This window comes from Microbacterium sp. Yaish 1 (assembly GCF_002245215.1).
Classification (GTDB): domain Bacteria; phylum Actinomycetota; class Actinomycetes; order Actinomycetales; family Microbacteriaceae; genus Microbacterium.
The window spans coordinates 649,013-668,162 of the sequence record NZ_NPMR01000001.1 but is presented as its reverse complement, the minus strand read 5'-3'; the positions used below and the strand labels follow the sequence as shown (position 1 = coordinate 668,162).

15 protein-coding genes and 1 pseudogene are annotated in these 19,150 nt (G+C 69.9%); 6 read left to right on the top strand and 10 right to left on the bottom strand.

Annotated elements, in window-relative coordinates; all coding sequences use genetic code 11:
• Positions 1-47 precede the first annotated feature (47 nt).
• From yicI to CI089_RS03240, 7 genes are all read right to left on the bottom strand, one after another.
• Positions 48-2,285 (bottom strand): alpha-xylosidase, encoded by a 2,238-nt coding sequence (gene yicI, locus CI089_RS03270; RefSeq protein WP_094260239.1) that lies wholly within the window; start codon positions 2,283-2,285, stop codon positions 48-50.
• The gene (locus CI089_RS03265; RefSeq protein WP_094260238.1) at positions 2,285-3,181 is read right to left on the bottom strand and encodes a carbohydrate ABC transporter permease; all 897 of its coding nucleotides are present in this window, start codon (positions 3,179-3,181) and stop codon (positions 2,285-2,287) included. The genes yicI and CI089_RS03265 overlap by 1 nt, the downstream gene beginning before the upstream one ends.
• Positions 3,181-4,146: a carbohydrate ABC transporter permease gene (locus CI089_RS03260; RefSeq protein WP_094260237.1), complete on the bottom strand. Its 966-nt coding sequence runs from the start codon at positions 4,144-4,146 to the stop codon at positions 3,181-3,183. Before CI089_RS03260 ends, CI089_RS03265 begins: the two co-directional genes overlap by 1 nt.
• A 57-nt stretch (positions 4,147-4,203) precedes the next feature.
• Positions 4,204-5,508 (bottom strand): ABC transporter substrate-binding protein, encoded by a 1,305-nt coding sequence (locus CI089_RS03255; protein WP_179223212.1) that lies wholly within the window; start codon positions 5,506-5,508, stop codon positions 4,204-4,206.
• A 131-nt stretch (positions 5,509-5,639) separates the two neighbouring features.
• Complete coding sequence (locus tag CI089_RS03250) at positions 5,640-6,653, bottom strand: LacI family DNA-binding transcriptional regulator (protein ID WP_094260235.1); 1,014 nt, start codon at positions 6,651-6,653, stop codon at positions 5,640-5,642.
• A 211-nt stretch (positions 6,654-6,864) separates the two neighbouring features.
• A complete protein-coding gene (locus CI089_RS03245; RefSeq protein ID WP_094260234.1) occupies positions 6,865-7,782 on the bottom strand; it encodes an N-acetylglucosamine kinase in 918 nt (305 codons plus the stop codon).
• The gene (locus CI089_RS03240) at positions 7,779-8,759 is read right to left on the bottom strand and encodes an acetylxylan esterase (protein ID WP_094260233.1); all 981 of its coding nucleotides are present in this window, start codon (positions 8,757-8,759) and stop codon (positions 7,779-7,781) included. The genes CI089_RS03245 and CI089_RS03240 overlap by 4 nt, the downstream gene beginning before the upstream one ends.
• A 115-nt stretch (positions 8,760-8,874) precedes the next feature.
• On the opposite strand from CI089_RS03240, the gene CI089_RS03235 reads away from it, so the two are divergent.
• Positions 8,875-11,091 (top strand): NADP-dependent isocitrate dehydrogenase, encoded by a 2,217-nt coding sequence (locus tag CI089_RS03235; protein ID WP_094260232.1) that lies wholly within the window; start codon positions 8,875-8,877, stop codon positions 11,089-11,091.
• Positions 11,092-11,166: 75 nt separating this feature from the next.
• Here the strand turns inward: CI089_RS03235 and CI089_RS03230 are convergent, their stop codons facing one another.
• The 3 genes from CI089_RS03230 to CI089_RS03220 form a co-directional block, all read right to left on the bottom strand.
• Positions 11,167-11,619 (bottom strand): GNAT family N-acetyltransferase, encoded by a 453-nt coding sequence (locus CI089_RS03230; RefSeq protein WP_094260231.1) that lies wholly within the window; start codon positions 11,617-11,619, stop codon positions 11,167-11,169.
• 68 nt (positions 11,620-11,687) lie between these two features.
• Positions 11,688-13,127: a L,D-transpeptidase family protein gene (locus CI089_RS03225; RefSeq protein WP_094260230.1), complete on the bottom strand. Its 1,440-nt coding sequence runs from the start codon at positions 13,125-13,127 to the stop codon at positions 11,688-11,690.
• A gap of 123 nt (positions 13,128-13,250) precedes the next feature.
• A complete protein-coding gene (locus CI089_RS03220; RefSeq protein ID WP_094260229.1) occupies positions 13,251-13,688 on the bottom strand; it encodes a hypothetical protein in 438 nt (145 codons plus the stop codon).
• 172 nt (positions 13,689-13,860) lie between these two features.
• On the opposite strand from CI089_RS03220, the gene CI089_RS03215 reads away from it, so the two are divergent.
• From CI089_RS03215 to CI089_RS03195, 5 genes and pseudogenes are all read left to right on the top strand, one after another.
• Entirely contained in the window at positions 13,861-15,009 is a 1,149-nt protein-coding gene (locus CI089_RS03215; RefSeq protein WP_094260228.1) for an ROK family transcriptional regulator, read from the top strand.
• 95 nt (positions 15,010-15,104) lie between these two features.
• On the top strand, positions 15,105-16,364 hold the full coding sequence (locus tag CI089_RS03210) for a sugar ABC transporter substrate-binding protein (RefSeq protein ID WP_064955728.1): 1,260 nt from the start codon (positions 15,105-15,107) through the stop codon (positions 16,362-16,364).
• 64 nt (positions 16,365-16,428) lie between these two features.
• On the top strand, positions 16,429-17,400 hold the full coding sequence (locus tag CI089_RS03205; RefSeq protein ID WP_094260227.1) for a carbohydrate ABC transporter permease: 972 nt from the start codon (positions 16,429-16,431) through the stop codon (positions 17,398-17,400).
• The gene (locus tag CI089_RS03200; protein ID WP_088380567.1) at positions 17,397-18,362 is read left to right on the top strand and encodes a carbohydrate ABC transporter permease; all 966 of its coding nucleotides are present in this window, start codon (positions 17,397-17,399) and stop codon (positions 18,360-18,362) included. The genes CI089_RS03205 and CI089_RS03200 overlap by 4 nt, the downstream gene beginning before the upstream one ends.
• Positions 18,359-19,123, top strand: a pseudogene (locus CI089_RS03195) (ROK family protein); the annotation flags it as partial. The gene CI089_RS03200 and the pseudogene CI089_RS03195, both read left to right, overlap by 4 nt.
• Positions 19,124-19,150 lie beyond the last annotated feature (27 nt).

The following is a 19,150-nucleotide window of genomic DNA, read 5'->3' as shown; positions in this document are numbered from 1 at the left end:
GTGCGTTCTCGCGGGCGCGGTGCGTTCTCGGCGGTGGCGGCGGCGGCTCAGCCGGTGACGTCGGCGAGGTCGACCGTGAAGGTCTCGGCGCGACCCACGGGGGTCGTCACCGTCACCTCGCGGGTGCCGGAGCCTCCGGCGAACACCCGCAGTGCGAGGCCGTCGAGGTAGTCGTAGTCGGGCCGGTCGGTGCGGGCGCCCCACGGAATGACCGCGCCGGGGCGCGCATACAGCGGCAGTGAGAAGACGTCGTGCGTCTCACGTCGCCATCTGCCGCCCTCGACCGTCTCGCCCGTCAGCAGGTTCGTCCACGTCCCCGCGGGCAGGTAGAACTCGACGGCGCCGTCGGCGGACATCACCGGTGCGACCAGCAGCTCCGAGCCGAGCATGAACTGGCGGTCCAGGTATCCGACGGCCGGGTCATCCGGGAACTCCAGCTGCAACGGACGGAAGACCGGGATGCCGCTGGCGGCGGCCTCGCGACCCGCCTGGTACAGGTAGGGCATGAGCCGCATCTTCAGGTGGGTGAACCGGCGAGTGACCGCTACAGCCTCCTCATCGAAGCTCCAGGGGACGCGGTACGAGCTCGACCCGTGCAGGCGGCTGTGCGTGCTCAGCAGACCGAAGGCCGTCCACCGCTTGTACACCAGCGGGTCGGGCGTCCCCTCGAAGCCCCCGATGTCGTGGCTCCAGTGGGCGAACCCGCTGAACGCCAGCGACAGGCCGCCGCGCAGCGTCTCGGCCATCGACGGGAAGGTCGACGTGTTGTCGCCGCCCCAGTGGACGGGCATCTGCTGACCGCCCGCGGTCGCCGATCGGGCGAAGAGCACCGCCTCGTCGTCGCCGCGTGCGTCCACGAGCACGTCGTGGACTGCCCGGTTGTAGAGCTGGGTGTAGAGGTTGTGCATCCGCTCGGGATCCGAGCCGTCCGCCCATGCGACGTCGACGGGGATGCGCTCGCCGAAATCGGTCTTGAAGCAGTCGACGCCCTGGTCGACGAGGGCCCGCAGCTTGTCCTGATACCAGGCGGTCGCCTCGGGGTTCGTGAAATCGACCAGTCCCATTCCGGCCTGCCATTTGTCCCACTGCCAGACGGTGCCGTCGGCGCGCCGGACCAGGTACCCGGCCTCGACCGCTTCGGCGAACAGCGGCGACCGCTGCGCGATGTAGGGATTGATCCACACGCTGACCCGCAGGTCTTTCGCGTGCAGGCGTTCGAGCATGCCGTCGGGATCGGGGAACACCCGCGGGTCCCACTCGAAGTCGCACCAGTTGAACTCACGCATCCAGAAGCAGTCGAAGTGGAAGACCGAGACGGGCAGCTCACGCCGGGCCATCTCGTCGATGAACGACGTCACCGTGGCCTCGTCGTAGTCCGTCGTGAATGACGTGGACAGCCACAGGCCGTAGGACCAGGCGGGCACCACCGCCGCACGGCCGGTCAGCGCGGTGTACCTGGCCAGCACCTCCTTGGGGGTCGGGCCCGCGAACACGAAGTACTCCAGTGCCTCGCCCGACACGGCGAACTGCACGCGCTCGACCGCCTCCGACCCGACCTCGAACGACACGTGCCCGGGATCGTTGACCAGCACGCCGTAGCCGCTGCTCGTCAGGTAGAACGGCACGTTCTTGTACGCCTGCTCGCTCGAGGTGCCGCCGTCGGCATTCCAGATGTCGACCGTCTGCCCGTTCTTCACGAGCGGTCCGAACCGCTCGCCGAGCCCGTAGACGAGCTCGCCGACGCCGAGATCGAGCTGCTCGCGGATGTAGGTCGCCGCGCGGGGGAGGTCCATGCCGCTGACGGTCTCGCCCGGCATCCCCGGGTCGACCTGCGCGTCGTCGTCGATTCCGAGCCACGCAGGAGCGCGGAACCCGCTGCCGGTGATGCGCCGTCCTTCGACGTCGAAGTCGAGCCCCCACGGCGCACCGCGCCGGATGCGGGCGGTGAGCGGCCCGGTCCGCAGTGTGCCCTCTCGGGACGTGACGGATGCGGTGCCGGCTCCGCCCGCGGTGGCGCCGGGCAGCGCGAAGCCGTCGTGCCGGCGCCCGCCGGTGTGGCGTTCGATCCGCACCCGGACGACGCCCTCGAGCGGCGACGACAGGGTGACCGTGAGGACCGGGCGGTTCAGGGTGTCGCCGCGGTGGGCGATGATCGCGGTGGTCGCCGAGACGACGACCGCCTCGCCGTCGGTCGGGTGGGTGCCGGAGTCGATGTCGTAGGCCTCTTGCGCGTAGAGCGGGCTGACGCCCGGACGCAGTTGCCAGAAACCATCGGTGAACTTCATTACTTGACTGCTCCTGCGGTGATGCCCCGGGTGAGGGTGCGTTGGAAGACGAGGAAGAAGATGAGCGTGGGGATGATGCCGAGCAGGGCCGACGCGCTGGTCGTCGTCACGTCCATGAGCCGGTCGCCCTGCAGAACGCTGATCGCCACGGGAACCGTCTGGTTCGCGTTCGAGGCGAGGAAGGTCAGCGGGATGAGGAACTCGTTCCACGTCCAGATGAAGAAGAAGATGAGGAGCACCGACAGGGTCGGACGGCTGATCGGGAAGACCACCCGCCACAGGATCTGCCATCGGCTCGCGCCGTCGAGGGATGCCGCCTCGAGAACCTCTTTCGGGAACGTGCCGTACACGGAGCTCAGCAGGTACGTGCCGAACGCCGCCTGGATGACGACGAAGATGACGATGACCGCCCACGCGTTGTCGTAGAGGCCGACCTCTTTGAACATGTAGTACAGCGGATAGAGCAGCGCTTCCTGGGGCAGGAGGTTCGCGAGCAGGAAAAGCAGCACGATCGATGTGCGGTACTTCACGCGGCCGATCCCGATCGCGAAGGCGTTCAGCATCGAGATGAGCACCGCGAGGACGGCGACCACTCCCGAGATGAAGATCGAGTTCCACACCTTCTCGGGAAAGTTCACGCGGTCCCAGAACCGGCTCAGGCCGGTGAAATCGAGCGCTTGCGGCAGTGCGAGCGCACCCGAGGTGGCGTAGTCGGTGGGCGACTTGAACGAGTTGACGATGACGAGGTAGAACGGCGCGATCACCGCGAGGGCGCCGAGGGTGACCAGAGCCACGACGATCCAGTCCCGTCCGCGCGGCCGCGACATCCCGCCGCGCCCGCGCGACCGCCGAGCCGTGCGTGCCGGATTCGGGGGAAGCAGAGTGGAGGTCGCCATCACAGGCCCGCCCTTTCCTTGCGCTCGAGCGAGTTCTGCACGCGCACGAAGACGATCGAGACGATCACGACGACGATCGTGAGCACGGTCGCGATCGTCGCGCCGTAGCCGACGTCGCGCTTGGTGAAGAACTCCTGGTAGGCGTAGTACGCCGGCACGAGGGTCGAGCCCGCGGGTCCGCCGCGGGTGATGACGTAGACCGGGCCGAACACCTTGAGGGCTGCGATCGTGCACGTGAGGGTGACGACGAAGATCTCGGGCCGGATGATGCTCATGGTGATCGCGACGAAGCGCTGGCCCCAGTTCGCCCCGTCGAGCTCGGCGGCCTCGTAGAGCTCGGGGTCCACCCGCTGCAGCGCGGCCATGAACACCACGACGGGGTACCCGATCTGCACCCACACGAGCACGACCATCAGGACGATCAGGGCGGAGGGCATCTGCCCGAGCCAGTCGACGGGCCCGATGCCGACGACCCCGAGGATCTGGTTGAGGGCGCCGTCGCCGCCGGGCCGGACGATCCAGCCGATGACGATGCCCGCGACGGCGGCGGGGAGGATCTGCGGAAGGTAATAGGTGGCGCGGAGGAAACTCGCCAGCTTGCCGCCGAACTTGCGCCCGATGACGTCGAACAGCGCGGCGGCGACGAAGAGGCCGACGATGGTCGGAACGACCACCATGGCCAGCACCATCCACACCGAGTTCGCGAACGACGTCCAGAAGTCCTCGTCGACGAGGATCGCCGCCCAGTTCTCGAGGCCGATGAACTCGGGCGTGCCGACACCGCGCCAGTCGGTGAAGGTGAGGAGCAGATTCCACACGAGCGGAACGATGATGATCACGACGAGCAGGGCGAAGCCCGGCAGCAGGTACAACCAGTAGCCGGCGCGGCTCTTTCCGCGCTGGGGAATGGACGGCTCATCGGGCGGGAGCGATGTGCGCAGGGCACGTGTTTCCGTAGCGGTCATGAGTGACTCCGGGGTCGGGGGGAGAGACGGATGCGGCATCCGCCCCTCCCGATCGGATCAGCGGTAGTCCGCCGTGCCTGCGTCGTACTGCTTGCCGAGGTTCGCCGCGGTGGTCGCGGCATCCTGGGCGCCGGTCACGAGGCCCTGCAGCTCCTGGACGAGGACGTCGTAGAAGCCGGGCGCGGGCCAGTCGGGGTAGAACGAGAGGCCGTCCTCGTCGAGGATCCCGTTGAAGGTCTCGATGAGCGCGGCACTCTTCTCGTCGGTGATGTCGGCGGCGTCGGCGGCGACGGGCACGCCGCCGTTGTTGCCGATGATGGCCTGGATCTCGGGACGCATCGTGATGTCGATGAACTCGTAGGCGAGCTCCGCGTTCGCGGCGTTGGCCGGGACGACCCACAGGTTGCCCGACGAGCCGAGCGAGAGCTGCGACTCGGGGAACGACTCGAGCGACCAGTCGAAGCCGGTCGCCTCTGCGACGAAGCGGCCGTACCACCATGAGCCCGACACGAAGATCGGCGAGGTGCCGTTGATGAACGAGACGCCCGCATCCTCCGCGACGACGGACGAGACGTCCTTCGCGATGTAGCCCTTGTCGACGTACTCGGCGAGGGTCTCGGTCGCGTAAGCGACCTCGGGACCCGACCAGTCGACGGGCTTCTCGTAGAGCTGGTAGTCGTCGACGAACGACCGGTCGGCCTGCGAGAGGGCCAGCTGATACCACAGCTGTCCGAGCGGGTACTCGGCGCCGGCCTCGGCGAGCGGTGTCACCCCGCGCGCGACGAACGCATCGAGCACGGCGACGAACTCGTCGTACGTGGTGGGGACCTCGAGGCCCGCCTCGGCGAACATGTCGAGGTTGTAGTAGACGCCGACGAACTCGCCGTAGTTGGGGATCCCGTACCAGGCGTCACCGCCCATGACGCCCTCCTCGGTGTACTTCGCGGTCGTCTGCAGCGAGGGCGCGAGCTTGTCGGCCCAGCCGTACTCGTCGACGGCGTCGGAGATGTCGGAGATCAGTCCGGTGCTGGCGAGGAACCCCGCCGTGGCGTTCCCCTTGTTGAACTCCATGAGGTCGGGAGCCGCATCCGTGTCCAGCACCTGGCTCGCGGTCTTCTGGATCTGCTCGAAGGACTTCTCCTCGAACTCGACGGTGGCGCCGGTCTCCTCCTCGAAGATCCTGATCGCCTCATCCCAGGCCTTGCCCATGGCGCTGTCCGCGCTCTCGTAGTGCCACAGGCGGAGAGTCTCGCCGTCGCCTCCGGCGTCGCCGCCGCTGCTGCATCCGCTCAGGGCCAGGCCTGCGGCGGAGAGGGCGGCGACCGCGGAGAGGGTTGCGGCGCGTCGTGTCATGCGTGCCATCGTCGGCACTCCTTTCTCGGTGACCAGGACGGTCGGTACTTCGGGTGGTCGGTGCGGATGGGTGAACGGATCCGCGCCATTGTCGAAGCGCTTCGACAATGGGCGTGAGAAGCCGCGGTACGCGGGCGACGTCAGGCGGGGACGGGGCCCACGGAGCCGACGGGGCGATACTCCGGGGGGATCAGGTGGAGGGCGGGAGCGCGACTCGCGTCGTGGAGGCGCGCGATGGCGAGGTCGACGGCGGCGTCGCAGGACACCGCCGGCACCAGAGGGATCGTGTCGAGCGGCGTCGACAGTCGGGTGGCATCGAAGACCGATGCCACGGAGATGAGCGAGACGTCTCGGCCGACCATGAGGCCGCGCTCGGCGATCGTCTCGAGGACGAGCTCGTGCGCGTCCTCCGCGGCATGGAGCACGAACGCGGTGAAGCCGTCGTCGAGCGCTTTCGCCGTGGCGGCGCGGACGACGGCCGGCTCCGTCGTCGTCGCGCCCGCCGTCGCGAAGGCGTGGCGGATACCCAGCTCGGTGGCCCGGGCCGCTGCCGCCGCTCGCACGCGAGGGGGGAAGTTCGAGGTGCGATAGGCGATCTCGCTCTGCCCGATCATGGCGACACCGCGGTGACCGGCGTCGACGAGGCGGTTCACCGCGAGTGCGGAAGCGGCCTCGAAGTCGAGGTCGACGCAGTCGAGGCCCGCGTGGTCGTCGGGGATCCCGATGAACACCGTCGGGATGCGGATGGACCGCGCGATGTCGACGCGAGCATCGTCGGGGGCGACATCGAGGACGAGGATGGCATCGACGAGATCGCTCGCGGCGACCCGCCGCATCCCGTTCGAGGCTTCCTCGTCTGTCAGCAGCAGGATGTCGTAATCGCGGCGACGCGCTGCGACCGAGGCTGCGAGCACGAAGGCCATGTGCGTGGGCGCGTGGGTGTCGGCGCGGAGCGGCTCGGTGAGCGCGAAGATCTGGGTGCGGCGCCCGGCCAGCGCCCGAGCGCCGGCGTGCGGCTCGTAGCCCAGTTCGCGCGCGGCGCGCTCGACGCGCTGACGGGTCTCCGGGGAGATCGAGCGCTTGCCGCTGAGCGCGTACGACACGGTGGAGATCGACACGCCGGCAGCAGCTGCCACCTCGTCGATGCGAGCCATCTCCACCTCTTCGTCGATCGCGGATCAGAACGTCGAGACCGTTCTCGAAGCGTTTCGACAGCGAGTGTACGTCTGCCCGATCCGCGACCGCAAGCTTTTTGTCGACTTGGTCAACAAACGGGGTGGGGATCGCGAGAACGCACCGCGCCCGCGAGAACGTACCCGAAACGGTGCGTGCTCGCGGCGGCGGTGCGTTCTCGCGGCGGGCGGCTCAGCCGGCGCGGTGGGTGACCGCGGCGAGGGGGTGGGCGGCGTCGAGATCGGCGAGGGCCATCACGCCGTCGATGCCGACGCCGACGGGCGCCACCAGGCGCACCGACGCGTCACCGGCGTGCAGGTCGGCGGTGAATGCGTCCAGGAGCGGGGCCGAGCCGAACACACCGCCGATCGCGCACACCGGGAAGGTCTCCTCGTCGGTGCGGACCTGGGCGATCGCCGCACGCACGCTCTGCGCGAGCTCGTGCGCGGCACGCACCGAGATGTCCTGCGCGACGGCGTCGCCGGCGACCGCGGCACGCGCGACGACGGCGGCGAAGCTCGCGACGACGCGGACCCGGTCGGGGTCGGCCTGCAGACTCATGTACGCCTGCGACAGGTCGGGCCACCGGTCCGACACCGCCGCCGTCAGCTCGGTCGTCGGCCCCCGGCCGTCGTACGCGCGCATCACGGCATCCAGGGCCTCGCGGCCGATCCAGTATCCGCTGCCGGCGTCGCCCATGATCCAGCCCCACCCGTCGACGCGAGCTGTGGTCTCCGCGCCGACGGCGAGCGTGACGACTCCGGTCCCGGCCGCGACGACAGCCCCGCGCCGGTGACCGAGCGCGCCGAGGAACGAGGTCGTCGAGTCGTGGGCGAGCACGACGCCGCGCACGCCGTGGGCCGCCGTGAGAGCGAGCATCGCGTCGGCGTCGGCATTCGCCTCGGTCAGCCCCGAGATGCCCGCGACCACCACGTCGGACGGTGAGCCCGTGCGCGCCGCGGTCTCGGCGACGACGGCGGCAAGTTGGGGGAGCAGCGGCTCGCCGGTCCGGATGCCGGGAAAGAGCAGGTCGCCACCGGATGCCGCAGCCGCGCGCACCTTGATCCCGCTCTGCCCCGCGTCGATCGCGAGCACCCGCCGTTCGCTCACGCGGTGCCCCCGAGCACACGGCGCAGGAACGCCGCCTGGGCCTCCCACTGGTACCCCTGGCCGCCCTCGTGCTCATTGAAGGGGAAGACCGACATCTCCTTGTGCGCGCCGCGGTAGGCGTTGAACGCCGCGTAGACCGTCGAGGGCGGGCACACGGGGTCGAGCAGTCCGACCGAGAACAGGGTCGGCGCGTCGGCACGGCGGGCGAAGTTCACCCCGTCGAAGTACGACAGCGTCTCGAACACGCGCGCCTCATCGCCGCGGTGGACGGCGAGCCAGCGCACGACCTCCTGGTAGGGGTCGCTGCCGGTGAATCCGATGGCGCGCTCGAAGTGGCAGAGGAACGGGACGTCGGGCATCGCCGCGACGAGGCCTTCGCTCAGGCCGGCTGCGGCGATCGCGATGCCGCCGCCCTGGCTGCCACCGGTGACGGCGACCCGCGAGGCGTCGACCTCCGGCAGCGACCGCACGGCGTCGACCGCACGCACCGCGTCGGTGAACACGCGCCGGTAGTAGTAGGTCTCGGGCGACTCGATGCCGCGCGTCATGAAGCCGGGCACGGCGGGGCCCGAGCCGTGGGGATCGGGGGTCTCGCCGCCGCTGCCCCACACGCTGCCCTGTCCGCGGGTGTCCATGACGAACGAGGCGTACCCGGCGGTGGCCCAGGCGAGCCGCTCGGTCGGCAGGCCGCGTCCGCCGCCGTAGCCGACGAACTCCACGACCGCAGGCAGCGGCCCCTCGCGATGCGCGGGCAGGATCAGCCAGGCCTTCACGGGGTCGCCGCCGTACCCGGGGAAGGTCACGTCGTGCACATCGACCGTCGCGTACAGCTCGGATGCCGCGGACACGGTCACCTCACCGCCGGCCTCACGCGAGCCCGCGATCGTGGCGGACCAGAACTCGTCGAAATCGCTGGGCTCGCTCACCTCCGGGCGGTAGTCCTGCAGTTCGGCGAGTGAGAGATCGAAGCGCGGCACGCGCTCACCCTAGCGCGAAGCCCGCGGCCGCGAGAGATATCTCGACATCGAGAGAACCACCCCCGTGCGATACGCTGAGGACCGACCCTCGACGCGCTTTTTGGAGAGACGACACGTGCCCGACTCGACCATCATCTACACGTACACCGACGAGGCGCCGGCACTGGCCACCGCCTCCTTCCTGCCCATCGTCGAGGCTTTCGCCGGTGCGGCCGGCGTGGCCATCGAAACCCGCGACATCTCGCTCGCGGGCCGCATCCTCGCCGCCTTCCCTCAGAACCTCACCCCCGAGCAGCAGGTGGGCGACGCGCTCGCCGAGCTCGGCGGCCTGGCGACGCTGCCCGAGGCCAACATCATCAAGCTCCCGAACATCTCGGCTTCGATCCCGCAGCTCAAGGCCGCCATCGCCGAGCTGCAGGCCGCGGGATACGACATCCCGAACTACCCGGACGAGCCGCAGAACGTCGACGAGAAGGACGTCCGCGCGCGCTACGACCGCATCAAGGGCTCCGCCGTGAACCCCGTGCTGCGCGAGGGCAACAGCGACCGCCGTGCGCCCCTGTCGGTGAAGAACTACGCGCGCAAGCACCCGCATCGCAACAAGCCGTTCGCCGACGGATCGAAGACCCGCGTCGCGACGCTGGGCCACGACGACTTCAAGTCGAACGAGACCTCGACGGTCATCGAGGGCGACGACGTCCTCGCCATCCGCTTCACGGCTGAGGACGGCACCGTCACCGAGCTGAAGTCGGGCCTGAAGGTCCTGCCGGGCGAGGTCGTCGACGCGACCTTCCTCTCGGCCGCGGCCCTCGACGCCTTCCTCGCCGACACGGTCGCGCAGGCCGCCTCCGACGACGTGCTGTACTCGGTGCACCTGAAGGCGACGATGATGAAGGTCAGCGACCCGATCATCTTCGGCCACGTCGTCCGCGCGTTCTTCGCCGACGTCTTCGCGCGCTACGGCGACGACCTGGCCGCCGCCGGTCTCACGCCCAACGACGGTCTCGGCGCCATCCTCGCGGGGCTCTCGCAGCTCGCGAACGGCGACGAGATCCGCGCGGCCTTCGAGGCCGCCATCGCGTCCGGCCCGCGCCTGTCGTACGTCAACTCCGACAAGGGCATCACGAACCTGCACGTGCCCTCCGATGTGATCGTCGACGCCTCGATGCCCGCCCTCATCCGCAACGGCGGCAAGCTGTGGGGCGCCGACGGCAGCGAGGACGACACGATCGCCGTCATCCCCGACTCCTCCTACGCCGGCGTCTACCAGGCGACGATCGAGGACGTCATCGAGCACGGCCCCCTCGACCCCGCCACCATCGGCTCGGTCCCCAACGTCGGTCTGATGGCTCAGGCCGCCGAGGAGTACGGCTCGCACGACAAGACCTTCGAGATCCCCGCGGCGGGAACCGTCGAGGTCGTCGACTCGTCGGGCAGCGTCCTGCTGTCGCACGAGGTCCAGGCCGGCGACATCTGGCGTGCGACGCAGACGAAGGATGTCGCGGTGCGCGACTGGGTGAAGCTCGCCGTCACCCGCGCGCGTGCGACGGGCGTGCCCGCCGTGTTCTGGCTCGACGAGAACCGGGCGCACGACGCGAACCTCATCGCGAAGGTGAAGACCTACCTCGCCGACCACGACACCGACGGCCTCACGATCGAGATCCTGGCGCCCGCCGACGCGACGCGCTACTCGCTCGAGCGCATCCGTCGCGGCGAGGACACGATCTCGGTCACCGGCAACGTGCTGCGCGACTACCTGACCGACCTCTTCCCGATCCTCGAGGTGGGCACGAGCGCCAAGATGCTCTCGATCGTCCCGCTGCTGGCCGGTGGCGGCCTGTTCGAGACCGGCGCGGGCGGTTCGGCTCCGAAGCACGTGCAGCAGCTCGTCGCCGAGAACTACCTGCGGTGGGACTCGCTGGGCGAGTTCTTCGCCCTCGCCGCCTCGTTCGAGCACCTCGCCGAGTACACCGGGAACGCTCACGCGAAGGTGCTCGCCGACACGCTGGATGCCGCGACCGGAACGTTCCTCGAGCAGGACAAGTCGCCGGGCCGCGCCCTCGGCACGATCGACAACCGCGGCAGCCACTTCTACCTCGCGCTGTACTGGGCGCAGGAGCTGGCGGCTCAGACGGTCGACGCCGAGCTCGCCGCGGCCTTCGCGCCGGTCGCCGAGGCTCTCGCCGCGAACGAGACCACGATCGTGGAAGAGCTGATCGCGGTGCAGGGTTCGCCGGCCGAGATCGGTGGCTACTACCGTCCCGACGCCGAGCTGGTCGCCGCCGTCATGCGCCCCTCGGCGACGCTCAACCGCATCATCGACGGGCTCTGAGCCCTACTCGATACGGCGGAACGCCCCGGTCGCTTCGGCGTCCGGGGCGTTCCTCGTCGTGCGTGGGGGAGTCCGTCAGAAGCGGATCTCTGCGACGACCTCGCCGTACTCGGTCTCGTCGACGGGCGTGAAGCCGACGCGCGTGAAGAACGCCTCGGGGCCGCCCTCGCCCGCCTCGTAGATCACGTTGAGGCAGTCGAATCCGCGCTTGCGCGCCTCGTCGACCAGTTGCTCGACGGCGAAGCGTCCGACACCGCGGCCCTGGTCGTCGGCGTCGACGTTGATGCGCCACAGCACGGAGCGGAAGTGCTCGTGCGGCGCATCGGGGTCGAACCCGGCGCTGACGAAGCCGACGACCTCGTCGCCGTCGAGGATGACGCGCTGCCACGAGGTCGCCGGGTCGACCACGGTCGCGGCGATGGCGTAGCTCTCGGGCACGACGAAGCGCTCCTGCCCGGGCTTCAGCGACAGGTTGTTCACCGCGACGATCGTCGACGCCGACAGTTCTTCCACTCGGAGGTCAGCCATGGTCACAGGCTAACGGTGATCGATCCGGCGCGCATCGGTCGATCGGACGATGAGACGGTATGCGTCGATCAGGCGTGGATGTAGACGTCGGTTCCGGCGACGGCCCACTCGTAGATCTGGGCGGCGCGGGAGTCGGGCATGCCGACGCAGCCGGCGCTCATGCGGTTGCCCCAGTTGCTGTGCCAGTAAACGCCGTGGAACGCCTGGTCGCCGTTGAAATACATGGCCCACTTCACGTCGGGCTGGACGTAGCTGACGCCCGAGTCGGGGGCGGTGCCGCGCATGTCCTGGCGCGGTGTCTTCCAGCCGATCGTGTAGTAGCCGGTCTGCGTGTCGGCGCCGGGGCGGCCGGTCGAGACGAGCCACGAATCGACGACGACGCCGTTCTCCTTGAGATACAGGCGCTGCTCGCCGAGATCGACCTCGAGCAGGCGGGTGATGGTCTGCGTGGTGACGGGAACGACCTCGACCGGCAGCCGGTAGGCGGCATCGCCCGTCGCGAGCTGTTCGGCGAACCCGGCGGCGATGCCGTCGGTCGAGGTCAGCGTGCGGCCTTCGAGGCCGGCGTCGGAGTCGTCGATGATCTCACCGGCGGCGTTGGCGAACACCACGCCGTTCACGGGCGCGCGGTCCACGAGCCCCGGAAGCGTGTCGACGACGGGCTGGATCGCGGCGGGGTCCGCCGTGATCTCGAACGAGCCGTCGTCCTTCGTGCCGATCGTGAGCCAGCTCGCGGCCGTCGCGCGGTCGACCGGGACCGTGCGCTCGTCGCCCACGTAGAAGCCGACACCGTCGAGCATGCCGTTGAGCGAAGCGGCGGTCTCCTCGGCTGCGGCGGTGGTCGTCAGCGCGGACACGGGGGTGAGCTCGGGGTCGATGACCGCGTCGGTCGTGCCCGAGTCGAACGCGATCTGCAGGCCCGCGCGGGCCGCCTCGGGATCGACTCCCGCGCCGGGGACGTCGGGACTGACGACATACGACGAGCCGTCGAACGAGAGGGATGCGGGGGTGGGCTCGACATACAGGTCGCCTGCGGCGCTGCGCAGAGCGTCGGTGGCGGTCGCCTCGTCGAGCGTGATCGGGGCGTCGATGGGGTCGCCGAACCACTGAGTGATGTTCCAGGCGGGCCGGGCGTCGAAGGCCGAGGTCGCGAGCGCGGTGGCGTCGACCTGCGCTCCGAGGTCGGCGCCCGAGATGCTCGTGCCGCCCTCTCCGAGGGTGACGCTGGTCTGGTCGAGACGGTCCTGCACGGCGGAGGCCGCGGCACCGGGGGTCATGAAGCCGACCGGGACGCCCGAGATGGTCGTGCCGGGAGCGATCAGGAAGAACGATGCGGCCGCGGCTCCGAGGGCGACCACGCCGACGGGGACGCCGATCCACAGGCCGAGGTGTCGCTTCTTGCGCGGTGGCTCGACCGGTGCCCACTCGACGCGTTGTCCGGGATCGCTCGAGAGCACGTCCGACTCGGCCGTGCTCTCATGATCGTGCTTCGACGCGACATCCGTCACCGCTGTACCCCCGTCTGCGCGTTAACGCGCACTCGGAACTCATGGTACGCGACAGCAGTCCGAGAGCGGCCTGAGTGAAACCAGAGCGTTATGCAGCGGCGCGAACCGGATCGCGCCCGACGGTCAGTTGGTGCCGCAGAGGTCGGTGTACGTGTCGATGCTGCCCTGCACGTCGCTCAGTGCCGTCGTGAGCTCGGTCGCCCGATCGGTGTCGCCGGCGGCGACGGCCTCCATCGAGTCGGCGGCCGATGAGAACGCGGTCTGGAGATCGGGCAGGATGCCGGACACCTCTGCGTTCGTCACCTCGGCGGCCGCGTCGCCCATGCCGTCCGAGATCGTGCGCAGTGCGCCGGCCGCGGCGGCGGGGTCGGAGGGGTCGATCTCCTGGATGCCCTGCGTCGCCTCGGTCATGACGTCGTCGACCTGGGTGCACGCCTCCTCGACCGACTGGGTGCTCGCGGGGCTCGCGCCGCCGGTTGCGGAGTCGTTCCCTCCGGTGCAGCCGGTCAGGGCGGCGAGTGCCAGAGCAGTGACGGCGAGGGCGGTCAGGCGACGGTTCATGGGGTTCTCCTCGGTGCGGCGATTCCTCCACCCTACGGAGGGACGGCGCTCGAACGTTCCCCTTGACATCGGCTCGGGATGCGGACCGCCGATGTAACAGGTTTGTAAACATCACTAGCAAACCCGCTTCCGCGGGTTGTGCGCGCCCCATTCGTAAGGTCTACTAACAAACATGACGAGCACCGAGACCGACGCCCCGCGGCGCACGACGCGCACCCGGCGCCCGGGGGCGAAGATCCTCCCCGAGCACGCTCGGGCGCACAATCGCGCACTCGTGCTCGAGCGGCTCTTCCACGGGGGAGCGATGAGCCGCGCCGACCTCGCGCGTGAGACCGGATTGACGCGCGTCACGATCTCGGACCTCGTCGCAGAGCTCATCTCCGACGGCTTCGTCGCCGAGCAGGGCACGCGCGAGGCCGCAGGCCCGGGCAAGCCCGCCATCCTCGTCGATCTCGCCCGCGACGGGCACCGCATCGTCGGCCTCGACCTCTCGGGGAACGACCGCTTCACGGGGGCGGTGATGACCCTCGACGGCGAGATCGTCGCCCGTCACGAGGCTGTCGTGCCCCGCGACCGCACCGAGATCCTGCCGGTGGTCGTGGAACTGGCACGCACGCTGGTGCGCGACGCGCACGCGCCCGTGCTCGGCGTCGGCGTCGGCACCCCGGGTGTCGTCGACGCCGCGGGGGTCGTGCTCGCGGCGCCCGGCCTCGGCTGGGAGGAGGTCGACCTCACCGGCATCCTGAGCGAGGCGGTCGGCGCGCCGGTGCTCGTCGCCAACGACGCCAACGCCGCGGTGCTCGCTGAGCACACGTTCGGCGGTGCCGGCGACGACATCATCCTCGTGAAGGTCGGCCGTGGTGTCGGTGCGGGCCTGCTCACGGGTGGCGACCCGCTGCGCGGCGCGCGCTCGGCCGCCGGCGAGATCGGGCATGTCACGGTGGGCACCGACGGCGGCCCCGACTGCGTCTGCGGCAAGGTGGGATGCCTCGAGGCCTGGATCTCGGTTCCCTCGCTCTCCGCCCGCATCGATGCCGGCGACGCGAGCGACCGCGAAGGACTTCTGCGCGACGCCGGTGAGCGCCTGGGCATCGCCCTCGCGCCGATCGTCGGCGCTCTCGACCTGTCGGAGATCGTGCTCTCCGGCCCCGCGGAACTTCTCGACGGGGCGCTCGCGAGCGCCGCGGCCGAGACGGTGCGCACCCGCACGCTCGCCACGTTCCACGACGAGCTGCAGGTGCGGATGACGGAGCAGGGGCAGGACATCGTCCTGCGCGGTGCTGCCGTCATGGTCCTGTCAGGACGCCTCGGCGTCTCCTGACCTCGCTCCACAGCTCCATAGCCCCACCTGCACCACCCGCTCCACACCCGGACGAGCCCATCCGACTCGTCGACACCAGAGAAGAAGGAATCACCATGAAGAAGAGCCTCGGAGCACTGTCGCTCCTCGGTGTCTCCGCCCTGCTGCTCGCCGGTTGCGCGAGCGGCGACGCGGGACAGAGCGCCGAGACCGGAGACCTGACCGTGTGGCTGGTCGGCACCGACACGCCGCAGGACGCGCGCGACTACCTCAAGAAGACGTTCGAAGCCGAGAACGAGGGCTGGACGCTCACCATCGAGGAGAAGACCTGGGCCGACACCGCGGACAACTACGTCGCCGCGCTGTCATCGAACGACGCGCCCGACCTGGTCGAGGTCGGCAACACGCAGTCGCCGGGCTTCATCGACCAGGGCCTGTTCCTCGACATCTCCGATCTCGAGGCGGACCTCGGGGGCGACGAGCTGCTGCAGAGCTTCGTCGAGCTCGGTTCGGCGGACGGCAGCCTGTACGCCGCCCCCTACTACGCGGGGTCGCGCATCGTCTTCTACTCGCCCTCCTCGTACAGCGGCGAGGTGCCGACGACGCTCGAGGAGTACGTCGCCGACGGCATCGCCGCGACGACCGCCACGAAGTCGGGGATCTACGCCCCCGGCAAGGACTGGTACAACGCGCTGCCCTACGTCTGGGCGAACGGCGGCGAGATCGCGACGCAGGACGGCGACACCTGGAAGGGCGGATTCTCCAGCTCGGGCGGCATCGCGGGTCTGACGATGCTCCAGGACGTCTACCAGAACGCGACGATCGCGCCGGCCGACGCGGACGAGACCGACCCGCAGGTTCCGTTCTGCGCCGGTGAGATCGGCTTCCTGTCCGCTCCGGCATGGGTGAAGTGGTCGATCCTCGCGCCCGCCGACGACGCGAAGGCCCCGGGCTGCCCCGAGACCGCCGGTGCCGACCTAAAGGCGTTCGCCCTCCCGGGCATGACCGCCGGTGAGGTCGCTCCGGTGTTCGCGGGAGGCTCGAACATCGCCATCGCGGCGAAGTCGGACGCTCCCGACAAGGCCGAGGCCGCACTGAAGATCATCCTCTCGGAGGGGTACCAGAAGATCCTCGCCGAGAACGGGCTCATCCCCGCGCTGACCTCGTTCGCCGAGTTCCTGCCCGACGACGAGATCACGGCCGAGGCCGCGAAGGCCGTCGCATCGTCGAAGGCCGTGCCGGCGAGCCCGAACTGGTCCGAGGTCGAGTCGTCGGGTGTCATCAAGGACGCCCTCGTGAAGATCGCGCAGGGCGGCGACGTCACGGCGATCGCGACCGAGCTCGACGGCCAGATCGAAGCGATCCTCAACAAGTAGTCGGACGTCGTGGGGCGCGGGGCCGGGCTCCGCGCCCCACGACGATCGCAGAGAGGACAGGACGATGACAGACGTCCTCACGCGCACGCCCCGTCGTGCGAAGGGCCCCGCGTCGCCGACGCCGAGCGCGCGGGAACGGTCACGCCGGCGCCGCGACGACGTCGGTGCGCTGACGCTCCTCGGCCCCTCGCTCGTCATCCTCGGGGTGATGGTCGGGTACCCCGCCGTGCTGATGCTCGTGCAGTCGTTCACCGACTACGCCATCCGCAACAAGGTGCAGGGCACCCTCCCCGACTTCATCGGGTTCGAGAACTACCTCGAGGTCTTCACGCAGTCCGACTTCCCGGCCGTCCTCGTCCGCAGCCTCGGGCTGATGGTCGCGATGACCGTGCTGATCGTGGGGCTCGGCGCCCTGGTCGCGGTGCTCATGACGCGCCTGCGGCGCGGATGGCGTGTCCTCGTCTCCCTCGGTCTCCTGCTGGCCTGGGCGATGCCGCCGCTGGCGGCGACCACGGTCTGGGGGTGGATCTTCGACTCGCAGTACGGCATCGTCAACTGGGCTCTCAACACGATGACCGGGTCGACCGACTGGACCAACCACTCGTGGCTGGCGAACCCGTGGTCGTTCTTCTTCGTCCTGACGGTGATCGTCGTCTGGCAGGGCGTGCCCTTCGCCGCCTTCACCCTGTACGCGGCGCTCGGGCAGGTCCCCGCCGAGGTGCTCGAGGCGGCATCCCTCGACGGCGCGGTCGGGTGGCAGCGCTTCCGACTCGTCGTGTTCCCGTACCTGCGCAACGTCGTCACCGTGGTCGTGGTGCTGCAGGTCATCTGGAACCTCCGCATCTTCACGCAGGTCTACGCGCTGCAGCAGCGCGGCGGCCTCATCTCCGAGACCAACGTGCTCGGGACCTACATCTTCCGGCAGGGACCGGGGGAGTTCGGCGTCACGAGCGCGATCGGCGTGCTCATGGTCGTGCTGCTCCTCACCCTCTCGTGGGGATACATCCGCACCACGCTCAAGGAGGAGGAGCTGTGAGCACCCAGGTCACCCCCGCGACCCAGCTCGGCACGATCGGGGTCGACGAGGTCGTCGGCGAGGTGGGTCGGGCGAAGCGTCCCCGGCCGCGTTCGCTCGCCGTGCGACGACCGCCGCGTCGCCGCATCCTCTCGCGAGCAGGGCTCAACCTCGCCGCACTCGTGGTGTTCGTGTGCTCGGTGTTCCCGGTGTATTGGATGCTGAACATGTCGTTCACGCGCGGCGAGAGCATCATCAGCCGCACCCCGAGCTTCCTCCCCTTCGACTTCACGCTCGGCAACTACGCCACGGCGTGGACGCGCGAGGCGGCCCCCGGGCAGACCGACTTCGTGCACGGGCTGCTCTCGTCGACCCTCGTGACCGTCGGCGTGCTCGTCGTCACGCTGGTGCTGGCCTTCCTCGCCTCGATCGCCGTCGCCCGCATCCGCTTCCGCGGGCGGCGATCGTTCATCGTCGCGGTGCTCATCGTGCAGATGATCCCTGGCGAGGCGATGATGTTCACGATCTACGGCATGATCGACGACTGGCGTCTGATGAACACCCTCATCGGCCTCGGAATCGTCTACGTCGCCGCCGTCATCCCCTTCACGATCTGGACGCTGCGCGGGTTCGTCGCGGGTGTCCCTGCCGATCTCGAAGAGGCGGCCATGATCGACGGGTGCACTCGCACCCAGGCGTTCTGGAAGGTCACGTTCCCCCTGCTGGCTCCCGGACTCGTCGCGACCGGCATCTTCGCCTTCATCCAGTCGTGGAACGAGTTCACGATGGCGCTGCTGCTCATGAAGGGCTACAACCTGACCCTCCCGCCGTGGCTGCTGTCGTTCCAGTCGGCGACGGCCGCGACGAACTGGGGCGCGGTGATGGCGGCATCCACCCTCATCTCGATCCCCGTCGTGATCTTCTTCCTCATCGTGCAGGGGCGGATGTCGGGCGGGCTCGTATCGGGGGCCGTGAAGGGATGACGCTGCGCATCGGTGTCGACGTGGGCGGCACGAAGATCCTCGCCGTGTCCGTCGACGATGACGGCGGCGAGATCGCCCGCCTTCGTCGGCCGACCGGGTGGGGCGGGGATGCCGTCGCCGACGGCGTCGCGGCGGTCGTCGCCGACCTCGCGGGGGCTGCGCCGGAGGTCGCCGTCGGCGTGGGCGTGCCCGGGCAGATCCGGCCCGGCAGCGGTGTCGTCGAGCATGCCCTGAACCTCGGGATCGACCGGTACGACCTCGCGGCAGCCGTGGCGGCGCGGATCGGCGTCCGGCCGGCGATCGACAACGACGTGCGGTACGCGGCGGTCGGGGCGCAGGCGCTTCGTCCCGCGGGCGGATCGCTCGCCTACCTCAACCTCGGGACCGGCGTCGCCGCCGGCATCGTCGATGAGACGGGGCCCCGCCGCGGCGGGCGCGGCGCGGCCGGCGAGATCGGGCACGTCCCCATCGACCCGAACGGTCCGCGCTGCCGCTGCGGACAGCGCGGATGCATCGAGGCGTTCGCGGGCGGGGGAGCCGTCGCCGAGCGCTGGGGCGGATCCGCCCCGTTGCCGGTGCTCGCCGTCTTCGACGCTGCTGATGCGGGGGACGAGCGGGCCGCCGGCATCCGCGCCGACGTGGTGCGCGGCGTCGAGGCGGCGGTCCGGCTCCTGGTGCTCACGACCGACGTCGACGCGGTCGTCCTGGGCGGGGGCGTATCCGCGCTCGCCGACCGGCTCCTCGTCCCGGTGCGGGCCGCGCTCGCCGCATCCGCCGGCGCATCTCCG